Here is a 17749-nt window from a genome sequence, read left to right on the forward strand (position 1 = left end):
CGCTTGAATAACATACTATCGGGTTTTATACAATCAGCATAGCATCCCCAAACGAAAAAAACCGATACCGCTCCTCCACCGCTGTCTCATAAGCCTTCATAATCTTCTCTTTCCCAGCCAGAGCCGAAACCAGCATCAGGAGTGTGGATTCTGGCAGATGAAAGTTGGTGATCAGCTGATCCAGGATTTTAAACTGGTAGCCAGGATAGATAAAGATATCCGTCCAGCCGCTTCCCGCCCTCAGAACTCCGTTTTCGTCAGCCGCGGATTCCACGGTACGGCAGCTGGTGGTTCCCACACAGATCACCTTTCTTCCGGCTGCCTTTGTGTCGTTGATCAGCTTTGCCTGGTCCTCCTCCACGACATAAAACTCCGAATGCATGTGATGTTCTGCCACATCCTCCACCTTCACTGGGCGGAAGGTGCCAAGCCCCACATGCAAGGTTACATGCGCGATCCTGATTCCTTTATCCTTCAACTGATCCAACAATACCGGAGTGAAATGTAAGCCGGCTGTGGGCGCTGCCGCTGACCCGTCATGCTTTGCGTACACGGTCTGATAACGGTTCTTATCTTTCAACTGATGAGTAATATAAGGAGGCAGGGGCATCTGTCCCAGCTGATCTAATATCTCTTCGAACACACCCTCAAAGGAAAAACGGATCAGACGGTTTCCCTCCTCCACCACATCTATGACCTCCCCGGTCAGAAGTCCTTCCCCAAAGGAGATGACGGTTCCTGGTCTGGCTTTTTTCCCGGGCTTTACCAGAGTCTCCCAGGTATTGTTCTCCTTTCTCTTTAGTAGAAGTACCTCTATCCTGGCATCTGTCCCCACCTTGCTCCCGAAAAGCCTGGCAGGAATCACCTTTGTATCATTGATGACCAGACAGTCACCCGGATTGAAATATTCAATGATATCTTTGAAAATCCGGTGCTGTATCTCTCCTGTCTCTCTGTCCAGCACAAGCAGTCTGGAGCCGGATCTGTCCTCCAAAGGGTCCTGGGCAATCAGTTCCTTTGGCAAATCAAAATAAAAATCACTCGTCTTCATCTATGGTATTCTCCTCACATTCTCGAATATTTAAGCAGATATAAATGCACAGACCTGTTGAATAGTTACAAGCAGATACAATTTTTTGCTCCATCAATTTCTATAGTATATCACCCTTGAACCGTACTTTCAACATTCCAGGGATTTTTTGCTTCCCATATGCATATACTGTAGGTAGTACTCAGATCAAACACTCAGGAGGGACTTCCATGAGACAATTACAAAAACAGTTTTACTATGCAGAGATCACATTCGGCATCCTGACCCTGATCGCCGGCGTACTGCTCCATTTTCTCTACGAATGGACAGGCTATAATTACCTGGTAAGCATTATTGCCCCAGTGAATGAATCCACCTGGGAGCATTTAAAATTGCTCTTTTTTCCTGTCGTCTTTTTCTCTATCTTTGAATACTGTTACATTGGAAAACGTTTTCCTGCCTTTATCACTGCACGCACCACAGGCTGTTACGCCGGGATGCTGTTTATTATTGTATTTTTTTGCACCTATACCGGTATTCTCGGAACCAACTATCTGTGGCTGGATATCTTTACGTTCTTCTTTGCCACGGCTCTGTGCTACTGCCTGACCTGGTACCTCACCATAACAAAAAAAGCAGGAGACCACCGCACCAATCTTCTGTGCATCTGTCTCCTGCTCCTCACCGTTTATCTTTTCTTCCGCTTTACCACCGCCCCGCCCAGTATCAATCTGTTCAAGGATGAGGCAGCAAAGCTGGTGATGGCGCCCCTGCGGTGAATCCTAATAGTACACCCTGTTCTCCTCAATCAGGGTGACCTCCCCCTGATGACTTTCCAGGATTGCAACACTGCAGTTTTTTGATACGCCGCCATTCCAAAAATCCTTCATTTCAAAGGTTCTCAGCGCATTTAAGAGGGCTCTCAGGGCCGCCCCGTGGGTAGTCACCAGCACGGTTTTATCTTCCAGCTGTGGCCTGTGGGTAATGTCCTCAAGAAATGCGGCTGTCCTCTGATGAAGCATCTCAAAGCTTTCTCCCCCCTTCGGCACCTGGTAGAGGTCCGGGGAAGTGAAAAATTGCGAGAAGTTCTTATCCGGTATCTCATAATTCTCACGTCCGCTGCACAGCCCTTCGTATTCCCCAAAGCTGATCTCAATCAGGCGCTCATCCTCCACAATGGGAACTTCTCTTCCGCCGAGAGCCAGTCTGGCGGTCTCTTTAGCCCGCATCAGAGGACTGGTGAAGGCCATGTCAAATGGGACCTCTCTCAAAGCCGCCCCGGTTATGCGGGCAAGCTTTCTCCCATTTTCATTCAACTGCGTATCAGACCTTCCCTGAAGGCGTTTCCTGACATTCCAGTCCGTCTCCCCATGTCTCATTACATAGATAACCATTACTGTCTCAGCTCGATTCCCATGGACTCCAGGCCATTCAAGATCTTCTTCATGGAGGCGGTAATCTCAGCCTCCTCCAGCGTCTTATCCTTAGCCCTGAACACAACCGAGTAAGCCATAGACTTAAATCCTTCCTTGATCTGCTCTCCCTCATAAATATCAAACAGACTGCAGCTCTCCAGCGTTTTTCCGCCCCTTTGAACAATCATGGCCTCGATCTGCCCGGCCAGAATCTCTCTGGGCACAACCATGCTCAGGTCCCTGGTAACTGCCGGGAATCTGGCAATCCCCTCAAACTTACGGTCAAAGGAAGCTGCCTGAACCACTTTCGGCATGTCTAAAACCGCAACATAGGCTTTTTCGCCAATACCGTAGTTATCCGCCACTTCCGGATGAAGTTCACCCAGATAACCCAGTACCTCCCCATCGTAGACGATGTCGGCCTGTCGGCCCGGATGCAGGAATGGCTTGCCCGCCTTTGGATCATAAGCCGTCTTTTTGTGGAGTCCCGCCTTTTCAAAGAACTCCTCAACCACGCCTTTCATCACAAAAAAATCTCCTTCCCCGTACATACCCAAAGTAAACTGCATACGCTCATCCGGCAGTTCTGCCACCGGCAGCTCACCGGGAAGGTAAATGTTTCCCAACTCATAGAGGCGCACATTCTTGTTTCTGTGATTATAGTTAAAAGCCAGGGAGGTGAGCATCCCATTCAGGGAAATCGTGCGCATGATGCTGAAATCTTCCCCCAGAGGATTGGATATCTGAATGGCATTCCTGAGCGGAGAGTCCTTCTCAATCAAAAGCTTGTCAAATACCTTTGGACTCTCAAAGGAATACGTCATACCCTGTGAGAAACCACAGAACTCTGCAATGTCTCTGGCCACCTCTTCAATGCGCAGTTTAAAAGGCAGCTTTCCTGTGGTGGCCTCCCCCTTGGGAAGGGTGGTGGGGATATTGTCGTATCCGTAGAATCTGGCCACTTCCTCCGCCAGATCAGCCATGCGGAACAGATCGTGACGGAAAGTGGGGGCAATCACCTCATTGGCCGCCTCATCGTACTCCAGTCCGATTCTTCCAAAGTACTCCAGCATCTTCTCTCCCGCAATATTAGTTCCCAGAAGGGCGTTTATCTTATCCGGCTCAAAGGCGATTCTCACCGGCTCTTGCACCTTACTGTAAACGTCCACAATACCACCTACGACCTCACCTGCCCCCAACTCCTCCACAAGCTGGCATGCACGGTCAATTGCTGCCTGCGCATTGTTTGGGTCCAGTCCCTTCTCGAACTTTCCGGATGCATCTGTCCGCAGTCCTACCTTCTTGCTGGAGAGGCGGATATTGGTACCGTCAAAGCAGGCGGCCTCAAACAGCATAGTCTTTACATCATCCGTGATCATGGAATTTTCACCGCCCATGATTCCCGCAATTCCCACTGCCTTCTCGCCGTCACAGATCATCAGCACAGAATCATCCATTGTGCGCTCCTGCCCATCCAGTGTGACAAATGTCTCCCCCTTCTGGGCCCTTCTCACAATGATCTCCTGTCCTGCAATGGTGTCATAGTCGTATGCGTGCATGGGCTGCCCGTACTCTTCCATAACATAGTTTGTGATATCTACTATATTGTTGATGGGGCGGATGCCGTTGGCTGCCAGTCTTCTCTGCATCCATTTCGGGGACGGTCCTATTTTAATGTTCTTTACTACTCTGGCTGTGTAACGTGGACAGAGATCCTTGTCCTGTACAGTCACTTTAATATAGTCATGGGCATCCTCGCTGTTTCCGGTCTCCTTAACAACAGGCGGAATGAACTCTTTATGAAAAGTAGCTGCCGCCTCCCTGGCAATCCCAATCACACTGTAGCAGTCCACACGGTTTGACGTGATTTCATACTCAAACACCACATCATCCAGTCCCAGCGCTTTAATTGCGCTCTCCCCCACAGGCGCATCCCCGGGGAAGATATAAATGCCGTACTCCGGAGCCTCGGGGTACATCTCCTTCGTTGATCCCAGCTCTTCGATGGAGCACATCATGCCAAAGGACTCAACACCTCTTAGCTTTCCATTTTTTATCTTTATACCGCCCGGAGTTTTCTTGCCGTCATGTCCTCCCGCAACTCTTCCACCGTCCAGAACCACGGGGACTTTATCGCCTGCCTTCACGTTTGGAGCTCCGGTTACAATCTGCACCGTCTCTGCCCCCACATTGACCTGACAGATAATCAGCTTGTCCGCGTCCGGATGGCGCTCAATAGACAAAATCTGGCCAATTACAATCTTCTCCAGATCTGCATCCAATTCTTCATATCCCTCTACTTTTGTGCCGGACAGTGTCATGGCATCTGTATACTCCTGAGACGTTACGTCCAGATCCGGAACGTAAGCCTTAATCCAAGATAATGATGTATTCATAACTATTTTCCTTTCTGTTTTTGCTGTCTTTCATTTATGGTAACGTCCGCGTCAGCGGACAAGACGTTACTGTAAACGTGTGAACAGTAACGACAAGTCCGTTTGCTAAAATTGTCTGAGGAATCTGATATCATTCTCATATAAAAGACGCATGTCATCGATCTCATATTTCAGAAGCGCAATGCGCTCCAGGCCGACTCCAAAAGCAAATCCTGTATACACTTCCGGGTCAATACCACACATCTCCAAAACGTGGGGATGCACCATTCCGCAGCCCAGAATCTCGATCCAGCCGGAGCCTTTGCAGAAACGGCAGCCCTCTCCACCGCACTTAAAGCAGCTCACATCCACCTCAGCGCTGGGTTCCGTGAATGGGAAATGGTGCGGGCGGAACTTCGTTTTTGTCTCCGGTCCGAATAGCTCTTTCGCAAACTCCTCGAGTGTCCCCTTCAAGTCCGCAAATGTAATATTCTTGTCAATAACCAGTCCCTCAATCTGATGGAAGGAGGGGGAGTGGGTGGCATCCACCTCATCGGAGCGGAACACCCGTCCGGGAGCGATCATACGTATTGGGAGTTTTCCCTGTTCCATCACTCTGGCCTGGACCGGTGAGGTCTGGGTTCTGAGCACAATATCTTTATTGATGTAGAAGGTATCCTGCTCATCCTTTGCCGGATGATTAGCCGGAATGTTCAGTTTCTCAAAGTTGTAGAGGTCATATTCCACTTCCGGTCCCTCCACAACCTCGTATCCCATCCCAATAAAGATTCTCTCCACCTCTTCCAGTGCAATGGTGTTGGGGTGGCGGTGTCCCGCATTGATTTTTTTAGCCGGCAGGGTTACGTCAATAACCTCCCGCTTTAACTGCTCTTCCCTGGCTTTTGCTTCCAGCTTTTGTTTTGTCTCTTCCAGGATAGATTCAATGGCAGCGCGGGTCTCATTTACCATCTGACCAACCATAGGGCGCTCTTGGGCAGCCACATCCTTCATACCTTTCAGAACTGCTGTGAGTTCACCCTTTTTCCCCAGGAAGGCTACGCGCACTTCATTGAGTTTATCCAGCGCATCTGAATTCTGAATCTGTTTTATTGCCTCTTCTTTAATCGCTTGCAATTTTTCTTTCATGAGGTTCTTCTTCTCCTTCTTTGTAATGTTCTCAGTGAGTGCCGGCAGGATAAACGTATATTTTTCTATAAAATAAAAAAGAATCCTGCGCGCAGGATTCTCCGCCTGCGGCGGGGCTGCCCCGGCAGCCATCTTCCACTCCGCCCCAGTGCGATCCCGCCCGGAGGGCTTTTTATATCATAGGGAATTCCGAAGGACTTTCCTATGATACAAAAAAACTCCACCCCTCTTCTACTGAGGGGCGAAGCTTCAAAGTTCCGCGGTACCACCCTGATTCCTGTCTCTGACAGGCACTCGGCATGCTTAACGCGCATGGGGACGTCATCTCTTACTGGGAGAGTATGGGTTTGCACATACTTGCACAATCTACTCTCGGTTCAGAAATGAAGCTCCGGTGGGAATTTTAAATATCCGCCTGAACTTGAGAAAGCTTTCAGCCGATGACTTTCTCTCTCTGAAAGAAGACGGTATTCTACTGACACCTTCACTGCCTTTTTCTGTTTCAATGTAACTATTCTATCATATTCCGCTTTTCTGTCAAGTGGAAAGTTTCAGGTTTTTCCATGTAACAATTAATCTCAGCCCCCAAAAACAAAAGCCACATGCAAAAATACAGCCAGAGCATCACCATCACAGCTGTTGTCAAGCTGCCGTAGATGGCGGACATATTGTGGGCGTATGTCAGATAAATAGAAAATCCATAGGAAAAAATAGACCAGGATACCGCCGCAGCGGCGGCTCCAGGTATCTGGGTAAAAAATCTGGGATGTTCATTTGGAAGCATGGTATACATTCCCGTAAACAGAATGGTCAGCAACAGAAGAGTCACTACAGTGCGGGCACTGATCAGAAAACCGGAAACATGCTTTAAAAAGCTCAGATGCTCCACAATAAAGCTGTGCAACTGGTTTCCAAAAACCAAAAGTCCCATCGCCAAAATCAGCGAGATCATCATCGCGATTATATAGAGAGCAGACCTCAGGCGCATCAGGATGTAATTTCTTGTCTCATCCACATTGTGAATGGAATTGAGTCCATTGGTAATGGCCAGAACAGCTCTGCTGGAAGCCCATATAGCCGCAATGGCGGTTCCGGATACCAGAGCCGTGGATTTTGTGAACAGAGACTCCACCAGGCCCCGTATAATGTCCATCACCCCTTCTGGAAATACGCTTCTAAAAAGGCTCATGAGGTCCTCCTGCGTCAAAGGCGTATACTGGAGCAGGGTGAGCACCATCATAATGAATGGTATAAAACTCATGATTACATAGAATGCTGACTGGGCAGAGTAAGCATCCACCCTGTCTCTTTTCATTTTCTTTAAAAACTGTCTGACCCACAGGATCACACCAATCAGGTTCCCCATAACATTCCTCGTATCTTCATTTCTTGTGCATTCGCAACGTTTCCTTGCCTTCACAGTTGCGTGCCTTCATAATATCATGTTTCACACCAGCCTGCAAGAGTCAGCCTCCTTCCTATCCGTTGATGGTCACATTGTTACTGTTCGTACTGTTCTGTGCATTTACTGCACAGAGCGTAAGAAAGTGATTCAGGAGTGCATAAATCCCATCGCCGAAGACGATTTATTATGGATTTATGCATGTGACTGGTCACGAAGTGAACCGTAACTTTACATTTCCATAGTAGTAGTTTAAGATGTCCTCACAGCTCTTACCATCCTCCGCCATATGCTTTGCCCCGTTCTGGCTCATTCCGTTACCGTGTCCATACCCTCCTCCTGTCAGCGTGTATCCCTTCAGAGCCTCCCCCTCATACTCAGGAGTCAGATAAAAAAACGCGCTGGGCAGCATCCCCAGATTCGGGGCGGCACTTCCATCCTGAAGCGTCACCTGGGCATTTGCAGTCTGCAAAAATTTCCGGATGCTGTATTCTCCCTCCACCACTGTGCTGCCCTTCTCTCCCTCTATCTGCAGCTGTGCTATCGCTCCATTTTCACTCCTTTGTAAAACGGTAAGTCCCTGCACATTCCCCACTTCCTCTCCAAAGTTGTTCTGTGCCAGCCTGGTCAACTCTTCTGCAGAATAATAGGTACTCCACCGGTACCAGGGTTCCTCTTTCTCATAAGCCTTCTGTCCTCCTGTCATAAAAGCACAGAATACAGCCTCCTCGGACAGATCCTGAGTCAGATCAATCCCACAGGATGTGGAATAATACAGAGCGTCCACAAGCTCATCCCCCTGCATCATCACCTTTCCGGCAGTCTCCGCCACCGCCTCATCCGTCTTTTCATTCCTTCCAATATTGTTGTATACCTGAAAGGAAACACTGTCATCCACATCCATCTCCCGCCCCTCCTCCTTCGCGGCCTGAATCTGCTTTAACGCATAGGTTCTCGCACACACCGCCTGGGCTTTCAGGGCTTCCAGGGGATAGGAAGAGGGCATTTCACTGGGCACAACGCTACACAGATAGGTTTCCATAGGCAGGCAATTGATCACCAGGAGTCCCTGCTCTGTGTTCCTGATACGGAAATACCCGGAGTAGGTTGGATTGGCCTGGTCTCTGACCAGATCCTGAATCACAAACTGCCCCTTCTCATCCGCAGGAGTCAGCGTCACCTCCCCCTCCGATAGCCACGGGTCCTCAGGGGTCAGCCAGACAGGTTCCTGCGCCGTATGCTCCTCCCTGGTATCTCCGTAGGACACTGTGTAACTACTGGTACAGGTCAGAGTGATCTTGCTGTGAAATCCGCTTTCATAGCCGCCAGAACAGATCTGCACCCGTATCTCAGGATTGCTTCCTGGCACAACAACATGAAGCGCTTCGTCTTGTCTGTCCGCTTTCTGTGTCTCAGGGATTTCCTCCGCCTTGCTGGCCTCAGTATCCCCTGCCGAGTCCTCTGTCTGTGCCCCTTCTGTCTGCATGGTTTGCTGGTCTGATCTTTTCATACCCTTGTAGAAGATAACGGCAACCAGTAAAATAAGCAAAAGCATTCCGGCCGCCATAAATTGTACTTGAAATTTCCGATTCACCTTTGACTCCAATCCGCAAACTTATCTATCTAAAGTATATCGCTGAGACTCCAGTTCATGCAAAAATCTGTGTAATTGTGAAAAAGAATCCCGCCCGGAGGGCTTTTTATATCATAGGGAATTCCGAAGGACTTTCCTATGATATAAAAAATCAGCCGGAAAAGCTATCCGGCTGACCTGTCTTTCTATTCAAATGTCTTATTTCCACACTATGCTCAGTAACTTCACATAGTGTGCTACATCTTATTTAAACTTATAAATCGTCGTGGTATCATATTCCTCCCCTGCCTTTAAAATAGAGGGCGGAAAATTTTCATGGTGGTTGGCATCCGGATAGTACTGTGTCTCCAGGCAGAAACCGCTGCGCTTATCATAGCGGACTCCGTCCTTGCCGTCCCTGGGTGTAATAAAGTTTCCGGTGTAAAACTGTACGCCGACACAGTCGGTATACACCTCCATCACTCTGCCCGAAGCTCCATCTGTCACTTGGGCACATTTCCTTATCTGCCCATTTTGGCCGTTCAGCACATAATTGTGGTCATATCCCTTGCCGAGCGCCAGCTGTTCGTAGGTGTCTTCAATGTCTTGTCCTATCTTTTTAGGTGCAGTAAAATCCATGGGTGTCTGCTGCACCGGCCGGATCTCACCTGTGGGTATGCTTTCTTCATCCATAGGTGTAAACGCGTCTGCATCAATCCAAACCAAATGTTCCAGGATGTTCTTTTCCCCATGTCCAGACAGATTAAAATAACTGTGATTGGTCAAATTTGCGATTGTATCCATATCCGTATTCCCATGGTAATGGATCTTCAACTCATTTTCTTCAGTGAGGGTATACTCCACAGAGACCTGGAAGTTTCCTGGCAGTCCCTGATCCATATGGGGACTGAGATGGGTAAACTTCACAGAGAGTCCCTCCTCAGACAACTCGGTTTCCCAGATCACTTTGTCAAATCCGTGAAATCCGCTGTGCAGATTATTGGAATTTTCATTCTGATCCATTGTATATCTCTGCCCTGCAATCTCCACAACAGCGCCGCCAATACGATTGCCATTTCTACCAATTGTGGCTCCAAAGTATCCATCATTCGCCTCATAGTCTGTGACATCGTCATAGCCCAATACGACATCCTCTATACGTCCGTTTTTATCCGGCACCGTAACCGCTACCAGTGTAGCTCCGTAATCTGTTACCTCTACGCCCATACCCCTGCTGTTCACCATTGTATAGATGGAAACCTGTTTTCCATCTGCGGTCTTTCCAAATCTGCTTTTTCTGACTCCCATGTACCTCTCCTTCTACCTGCCTGCACTTTAATATTTAGGCGTTCAGCCTGTCTCTGTTACAATCATTGTCCCATATGTAAGCATAAGAGAGTATCCCTGAGGAATACTCTCCTTATCCTTTGTGACTCCCAAAATGCCGTTTCCTATATTTTGACTCCTAGCAAAGCTAGGTGGGTAACCGCAGCCATTCCTTCTGCCTTCCGCTGCAAACGGCGGCCTGACATCATGAATGGCGATATAAGAATCCCATAAAAGTAAATGTAGGTTCAAAATAATAGGATTGTCGCACATCCCAGGATTCCTATCTCTCTATAAAGATTATACTCTAGTATCTGCAAATTTTCAATAACTATTATACAAAACCATTTTTTCAATTGGAAAAAACGGAAAAAATCACCGGGTGAAAAACACCCGGTGATAGAATTATGCTAATTCGCTTACTACTTTCTTCAGTGCCTCCAGTGCCTCATCCGGCAGCTTATCATAGCCGTCCTTTGCAACTGCAAACTGCTCTACCTCGTTAACACGATCCTGCATACGAGCTTTCAGCTGACCCAGATATTCCGGATCATTCAAATCAGGTACAAATCCTTCCCAATCCATGATCTCGATGTCTGAGAATGGTCCCCACTGTTTGAATTCAGCAGTACCCTCTACGATCTTCTCAAGGATTCCCAGAGTATCCTTTGGCTGTACTTTCTTGCCCATGAAATCTCCGGTGTTGATGATGTAGCAGTCAACATCCTTCTCCTCAACTAACTTTTTGAATTTCTCATAATCGTTAGCCAGAGGATAAGTTCTGAACGGATTTGCGTAGGGAACTACTACCAGCTTGTTAGGATCTACGCCCGGTGCAAGTCTCTCTGCAGAAGATCTCTTTGTAGCCAGTGTTGCGCCCATTACAGATGCCAGAGCAGAACCTTTCAGTTTTACAACTGGCGGAATGGTCTGGTCTTTCATGATCCAGAAGATAGAGTTAACCGGTGATTCAACCTTGTCCACACGGTTCGGAGACCACAGTTTAGACTTGATGGCACGTCCGTTTCCGTTTCTGATATCCTCTGTAACCAACTGAAGCTGTCCGTTCTCATCCAGAGTTACGGAGTTGTTCATTACTGTCAGCAGATATTTATTGTCCTCGCAGCCTGTTGGGTAATCCTGGGTCTTATCAAAGTAAGTGGGCTCCAGAGCAACGGATGCGCAGGTGTCTGTGTTGATGATAAATGCATCGTCGTGAAGTACGGTTACGCCGTATTTTCCGCCGTGTTTTGCATGTGTAATGGTAGACTTGCCTGATCCGGAAAGTCCAAATACAGATGCAACGTATTTTCTTCCGTCTGCCAGTGTGTACTCTTTCTGTCCACCGTGGCAGGAAGCATATCCATTGCGGTTTGCAACAGCCCATGCCATAGTCAGTGTACCTTTCTTATGCTCTCCAAAGTATCTCATACCAAGGATGCAGGCACAGTTCTGATCTGTGTTGAAGTAGCACAGTGTCTGGGGATCACTTAAGCAATCAAAGTTAACACCAGGATGTGCAACCGGTGACCACTGAGGATCAGAGAAGATATAAATATCCGGCTCTTTTCCATCTCCTACCGGCTTGGAATTCTTGTACATCTTTACATACTCATCTGACATGTACTGGAAGTTCAGCATCCAGGAATACATGATGTTTTCTTCTCCCTCAGGAAGCAGAAGATGTGCTTTTACCATAAACTCAGGGTCCAGACCTACATAAACCTCTGCATGGTACATTGTTTTCCAGCGTGACTCGTAGATCGCATCCATAGCCACTTTATCAAGATCAGCACAGTTCACGCCTGGCTCGCCAGCGATACGGCGGGCAGCTGCATAACGTCCTGTAATTGCTCCGTCGTTAAAAAGGAGAACTTTGGCATCTGCTTCCAGTCCGAATTCTTCTCCTCTGTATACTGGCATATCTGTTACAACAGTACCCGGAGAGTTTTTTGCTAACTCATAGGCTTCTTTTAAGGTATTTACTTTAATTACATTGTTGCCATAAAAAGCAGCTTCAATAATTGAACGTGTTTTTGCAAAGCCTGGTTTTCCAGCACCAATTTCGCTAATTGGGTAATATGCTTTTGTTGACATTATATGTCCTCCTTTAATCAAAATTTGGTTTTATTATCTCATTTCCTATCAACTTTGTCAAGTATTTGACAAAGATTTCATAGTCATTTAAGATTTACCAATACATTTTTAAAGACTTCTTGATAGCCATGGCAAACCAAACCACCATAGCCAGAAAAATCACCATGACTACCAGGTAGCCCAAACCAAAAACATTGGTGTAATCGTTCCACACACCCAGTCCTCCACAAATTATAGTAGCAAGACCGAAAATTAGCAGTCTTGGGCTTATATAAGCCATGTATGCGTTCTTATCCTTACACTTTGCCATCTTTGCACCATTGGAGAGCAGAAGACTTTCTTTCACCTCTCCTTTTGCCTTCATCAGATAAAATGCATAGAGCACGTAAACACCGCATCCTACCACCAGCATGTCCATCAGTATAAACATATTGTCCATGTTTGCTTCCTCTTATCCTTCCTATTTCAGTCCCAAGAACTTTTTCACGGTGTCTTTCATCTCTTCCACCTCAACCACTGTGTCGTGGAGAACAGGTGCAGTGCGTATTTCCTCGATTGCCTTTGGTACCGAAACCTTAGAGATCTCCTCCAGTTTGTCTACCAGTTCAAAGTCCGACATGGAATCGAACTTTTCGTCTATCGCATTCATGACACTTCTCGTAAACTTGTATGGGCTGGCAGTTGACGCAATCATAGCTATTGTGCGGTCATCTGTCTGGGCCACATATTTTTTATACACTTTGGAGGCAACCGCCGTATGCGTATCCAGCACATAGCCTGTCTTGCCATAGACCTCTCTGATCTCCTCCGCCGTCTCCTTCTCTGTGGCATAATTTCCATAGAAATCCTCAAGCTGCGCACGCATCTGCGGTGTAATCGTATACTTGCCCTCACTGCTCAGACTGCTCATCAGCCTGGCGTCTGTGGAGGCATCTGCCCCAGCAGTTTTGTAGATCAGTCTTTCCAGATTGCTGGAAATCAGGATATCCATGGACGGTGATGTAGTTAAAATGAACTCCCTGTTTCTGTCATAGGTTCCTGTACTGAAGAAATCATAGAGCACTCTGTTGTCATTGGACGCACAGATCAGCTTACCGATGGGAAGGCCCATATTTTTAGCGTAATACGCAGCTAAAATATTGCCGAAGTTGCCTGTTGGAACCACCACGTTCAGCTTCTCACCAGCTTTAAGTTTTCCCGCAGCGTACAGCCTTGCATAGGCATACACATAGTAAACCACCTGAGGCACCAGACGCCCGATATTGATAGAGTTTGCAGAGGAAAACTGGAATCCGGCCTGATTCATCTCCGCTGCCAGTTCTTTGTCACCGAAGATATTTTTCACCCCAGTCTGAGCGTCATCGAAATTACCCTTTATTCCCACCACAAAGGTATTCACGCCCTTTTGAGTAACCATCTGTTTTTCTTGGATGGGGCTCACACCGTTTTTAGGGTAAAATACCACAATCCTGGTTCCCGGTACATCCGCAAACCCAGCCAGAGCCGCCTTTCCTGTGTCCCCGGAGGTTGCGGTCAGTATGACGATCTCATTCTCTACCTTGTTCTTTTTCGCTGATGTGATCAAAAGATGCGGCAGTATGGACAATGCCATATCTTTAAAAGCAATCGTGGCGCCATGAAACAGTTCCAGATAGTAAACTCCATCCGCCTCTCTCAGCGGAGCGATCTCCTCTGTGTCAAATTTCTCATCGTAAGCTTTGGCAATGCAGGCTTTCAGCTCATCTTCCGTAAAATCTGTCAAAAACTGCTTCATCACCGTAAAGGCTGTTTCCTGGTAACTCATCTTTGCCAGTGCGTCCATGTCTACATCCAGCGCCGGAATTGCTTCCGGTACAAAAAGACCGCCGTCATCCGCAAGTCCTTTGAGAATAGCCTGAGACGCAGTTACGCCAGCATTGTCACTTCTTGTACTTTTGTATAACAGATCCATATGCTTCATCCTTTTCCCTTAATAATTTTATTATTTCATTAATATGGAATTATAGCATACCTTTCATGGCAGTTCAAGAAAGATTAAAAGGACCTCTTCCCTCGTTCACGGGAAAAAGTCCTTTTCTGCTGTTTTCATTCTGAATATTTATAGAACTCATGTCCGCCGTACTCAAACATCAACTCCAGGGTTTCATCAAACCACTCTTTGTTGTGCTCCTCTGAATCGCACCTTGCCATAAAGAACAGCGCTCCGCCTGAATAATCCTCACCTTTCAGCGCCCTGTCAACTGCCTCGTAGGTATCTTCCGTAATTTCCACGGAATAGATACGTCCGTCAGCTGTTGGTGAAAACTGAACGGAGCTTCCTTCCCGCTCCCATACCACATCATAAATCTTATCCGGAAAATGGCTGTCTTTCACCCGGTTCAGCACTACATTTGCTATCAAAATCTTACTCTTTAGATCCCCGCCTGTAGCCTCTGCCTCCACAATTTGAAGCAGAGAGTAATAATCTTCCGATGCCATTTGATTCTCTCTCACAGTCTGTTGGGCATAATATCCGATCTGACTGATTTCCCTGGCTCCCTTTCCAAGGTTCATCTTATTAAGCGCGTTTTTCCGAACCTTGGGAGTCCCCACCAGAATCTCCTCGTGAACATTTTCAATATCCACGGAAGATGCGGCGATCGAATATTCCTCCATACTGCTGACACTGTTCACAATTCCCATGAGCCCAGCCTGCAGTTCGCTGGCCGGAGGCTCATCCTCACTTGTGTCATAGGCTTTATGCCTGTCCCCGGAAGATTGTACTGCATAAACTTTGTTCTTGCCGCTGCCGGCGAATCCGGAAGCACACAATGAAACCACGGCAACAACAGCCACTCCTGATACGATCACTGCGTAATTGCGATAGCTGCGTTTCTTTATCGCTTTTGCGAAGCTGTTCACTTTGCTAAAAATAGCTAGTATCAGTTGCATGCAATACCCTCCTTTTCTCTTTCTCAGACCTCTAATCTGTCTGTGGCGGACACCTGTTTTCATTGTCCACCATCTATCTGCATTATATTGAATCCCTGAATTGGTGTCAAGGAGTATTTCACATTTTTGTAACATTTAACAATCCCGTATTTTTTACTTTTTACTTATTTGTCTTATTTTTATATTTTCTCCCTGTATTTTGGCCTTATTTTTATGCTTATTATACAAGTCGTTTTTTCTGCCTTTGGCATTATTTATAACCTTTTTTTCAACATTTTACGACATTTACACAATTTTCGCTTTTTATTCCCTCATATTTTATGGCATTTTGACAGTACGTAATACTTTTGAAACATTTATGTCAACCACTTTGTATGACTCAAAATACCCTGTTTCGACAAGCTCCTTTTAGACCGTGTTACACTGCGATACATTCGCAATGCGGCTTCCTCTGTCAGCTCCTCTTCATCGTTAAAATCCAACTTTGGAAAATGGTCTCTGATTGGTTCGAACAACAGCCTTGCATTCTCGTTCTCAAATATAATTTCCCTTTTCATTTGTCTCACCTCTCCGCCCAAGAACATTTGTTCTGTTTATATTTTCATTATACAAACATACGTTCTGTTTGTCAAGTTAAAAATAACTCCCCACCCGGAGAGTTATTTTTAACTTTATATTATTCACTGGCTGTCTCTTTATTATTAATGGCCGTCAAAAGAGCATTGATGGATGCCCGGATAATATCCTGATCCAGGCCTGCTCCCCAGAACAAATTTCCTTCCTTGTCACGGATTCCCACATAGGCGATAGCTCTGGAGCTTGAACTCTGTTCAAGCGCATGCTCCTGATATGTCACCAGGTCGTACTCCAGACGGAACTGTTTCTTCAGTGCATTGCTCACCGCATTGAGACGTCCGTTGCCTGCTGCAATAGCAACCTTGGATTCCCCTTTATAGTCTACAGTAACTTCCGCGATAATACCATTGTGTTGCTTGAAGTGTACCTCTGTAATATTGTAAGGATGAGTGACATCCTCGAATTTCTCCTTGAACAGCTGGAAGATCTCCTCCGGCTGAAGCTCCTTGTGCAGATGGTCGGAGACATCCTTAGCTGCATATCCCATAGCCTCTCTCATCTTTGCCGGCAGATTCAGGCCGTAATTCTGCTCCAGAATATAACCTACGCCGCCCTTTCCAGACTGGCTGTTGATGCGGATGACATCCGCCTCGTAGCGCCTCCCCACATCTGTGGGATCGATGGGCAGATAGGGCACTGTCCACTTATCGCACTCATTCTCTTCTCTGTACTTCATGCCCTTTGCAATGGCATCCTGGTGGGAACCGGAGAAGGCTGCAAATACCAGAGCTCCGCTGTACGGGCTGCGCATATCAATGGTCATACCTGTATACTTCTCATATGCCTCACAAATAGAGGGCATATCTGTGAAATCCAGCTCGGGATCAACGCCCTGGGAGTACATGTTCATAGCCAGAGTTACAATGTCCACGTTTCCTGTGCGCTCTCCATTTCCAAACAGGGTCCCCTCAATCCTGTCAGCACCGGCCAGGATACCCATCTCAGCATCTGAAACACCAGAACCCCTGTCATTGTGAGGATGCAGAGAAACAATCACATTCTCGCGATATTTCATGTTATCACACATATACTCAATCTGACTGGCGTAAACATGGGGCATGGAAGTCTGCACTGTGCTTGGCAGGTTAATGATCACCTTATTATCCGCAGTTGGCTGCCACACATCTAAAACAGCATTGCAGACCTCCAGTGAGTACTCCACCTCTGTGCCGGTAAAGCTTTCCGGGCTATACTCAAAGGAGAAATTCCCCTCTGTCTGGGCAGCCAGTTCCTTCAAGAGTTTTGCTCCATCTACTGCAATCTGCAGGATCTCTTCTTTAGACTTGTGGAACACCTGCTCTCTCTGCGCTAAGGAAGTGGAATTGTAGACATGCACCACTGCCTTTTTGGCGCCCTCAAGGGCTTCGAAGGTCTTCTTAATGATATGTTCTCTGGCCTGAGTAAGTACCTGAATCGTCACATCATCCGGAATCAAATTCTGCTCTATCAATGCTCTTAAAAACTGATATTCTGTCTCAGAAGCTGCAGGAAATCCGACTTCAATTTCTTTAAATCCGATCCTAACCAGCAGTTTGAAGAAATCAATTTTTTGATCCAGCGTCATCGGAACAATCAATGCCTGGTTGCCGTCCCTTAAGTCTACACTGCACCAGATAGGCGCCTTTTCCACATGGTCTTTCTCTGCCCACTTCATTGATGGAACCGGCGGCATAAAATACTGTCTCTTGTACTTTCCTACATTTCTCATATCCATTCTCCTTTTCCAATCCTTTTTCGTAACTGTTCAGCACCTTCACAGTTACACTTTTTCTAAGTACGCCTCAGCGCCTTCCCGGCGGATGCCATTTTTCACTGATA

Annotated in this window: 13 protein-coding genes, 1 other RNA gene and 1 other annotated feature; of the genes, 1 reads left to right on the forward strand and 13 read right to left on the reverse strand. The window is 46.9% G+C overall.

Annotation, left to right across the window (positions count from 1 at the left end):
- Positions 1–25: 25 nt before the first annotated feature.
- The gene (gene queA / locus AC0THY_RS15060; protein ID WP_489991421.1) at positions 26–1051 is read right to left on the reverse strand and encodes a tRNA preQ1(34) S-adenosylmethionine ribosyltransferase-isomerase QueA; all 1026 of its coding nucleotides are present in this window, start codon (positions 1049–1051) and stop codon (positions 26–28) included.
- Positions 1052–1260: 209 nt separating this feature from the next.
- Here queA and AC0THY_RS15065 point away from each other — a divergent pair, with 209 nt between their 5' ends.
- Entirely contained in the window at positions 1261–1809 is a 549-nt protein-coding gene (locus AC0THY_RS15065; protein WP_489991422.1) for a DUF6512 family protein, read from the forward strand.
- A 3-nt stretch (positions 1810–1812) separates the two neighbouring features.
- On the opposite strand, the gene AC0THY_RS15070 is transcribed toward AC0THY_RS15065, so the two are convergent.
- From AC0THY_RS15070 to AC0THY_RS15125, 12 genes are all read right to left on the reverse strand, one after another.
- Positions 1813–2424, reverse strand: coding sequence for a histidine phosphatase family protein (locus tag AC0THY_RS15070; RefSeq protein ID WP_489991423.1), 612 nt, complete (start codon positions 2422–2424; stop codon positions 1813–1815).
- Entirely contained in the window at positions 2424–4841 is a 2418-nt protein-coding gene (gene pheT, locus AC0THY_RS15075) for a phenylalanine--tRNA ligase subunit beta (RefSeq protein WP_489991424.1), read from the reverse strand. The genes AC0THY_RS15070 and pheT overlap by 1 nt, the downstream gene beginning before the upstream one ends.
- A gap of 105 nt (positions 4842–4946) precedes the next feature.
- Complete coding sequence (gene pheS, locus AC0THY_RS15080; RefSeq protein WP_489991425.1) at positions 4947–5966, reverse strand: phenylalanine--tRNA ligase subunit alpha; 1020 nt, start codon at positions 5964–5966, stop codon at positions 4947–4949.
- A 234-nt stretch (positions 5967–6200) separates the two neighbouring features.
- Positions 6201–6463 (reverse strand) — a binding site (T-box leader).
- A gap of 14 nt (positions 6464–6477) precedes the next feature.
- Positions 6478–7332: a YihY/virulence factor BrkB family protein gene (locus AC0THY_RS15085; protein ID WP_489991426.1), complete on the reverse strand. Its 855-nt coding sequence runs from the start codon at positions 7330–7332 to the stop codon at positions 6478–6480.
- Positions 7333–7579: 247 nt separating this feature from the next.
- Positions 7580–8962 (reverse strand): SpoIID/LytB domain-containing protein, encoded by a 1383-nt coding sequence (locus AC0THY_RS15090; RefSeq protein WP_489991427.1) that lies wholly within the window; start codon positions 8960–8962, stop codon positions 7580–7582.
- Between the two features lie 243 nt (positions 8963–9205).
- On the reverse strand, positions 9206–10249 hold the full coding sequence (locus AC0THY_RS15095; RefSeq protein ID WP_489991428.1) for an aldose epimerase family protein: 1044 nt from the start codon (positions 10247–10249) through the stop codon (positions 9206–9208).
- A 121-nt stretch (positions 10250–10370) separates the two neighbouring features.
- Positions 10371–10551: non-coding RNA, 6S RNA (gene ssrS, locus AC0THY_RS15100), on the reverse strand.
- Positions 10552–10672: 121 nt separating this feature from the next.
- On the reverse strand, positions 10673–12364 hold the full coding sequence (locus tag AC0THY_RS15105; RefSeq protein WP_489991429.1) for a phosphoenolpyruvate carboxykinase (ATP): 1692 nt from the start codon (positions 12362–12364) through the stop codon (positions 10673–10675).
- Positions 12365–12458: 94 nt separating this feature from the next.
- Positions 12459–12803, reverse strand: coding sequence for a hypothetical protein (locus AC0THY_RS15110; protein WP_489991430.1), 345 nt, complete (start codon positions 12801–12803; stop codon positions 12459–12461).
- Positions 12804–12824: 21 nt separating this feature from the next.
- Positions 12825–14315: a threonine synthase gene (gene thrC / locus AC0THY_RS15115; RefSeq protein ID WP_489991431.1), complete on the reverse strand. Its 1491-nt coding sequence runs from the start codon at positions 14313–14315 to the stop codon at positions 12825–12827.
- A 134-nt stretch (positions 14316–14449) separates the two neighbouring features.
- Complete coding sequence (locus AC0THY_RS15120) at positions 14450–15295, reverse strand: cell wall hydrolase (protein ID WP_489991432.1); 846 nt, start codon at positions 15293–15295, stop codon at positions 14450–14452.
- A 676-nt stretch (positions 15296–15971) separates the two neighbouring features.
- A complete protein-coding gene (locus AC0THY_RS15125) occupies positions 15972–17639 on the reverse strand; it encodes a 2-isopropylmalate synthase (protein ID WP_489991433.1) in 1668 nt (555 codons plus the stop codon).
- Positions 17640–17749 lie beyond the last annotated feature (110 nt).

It is taken from the genome of Ruminococcus sp. 8Y-12, assembly GCF_058119865.1.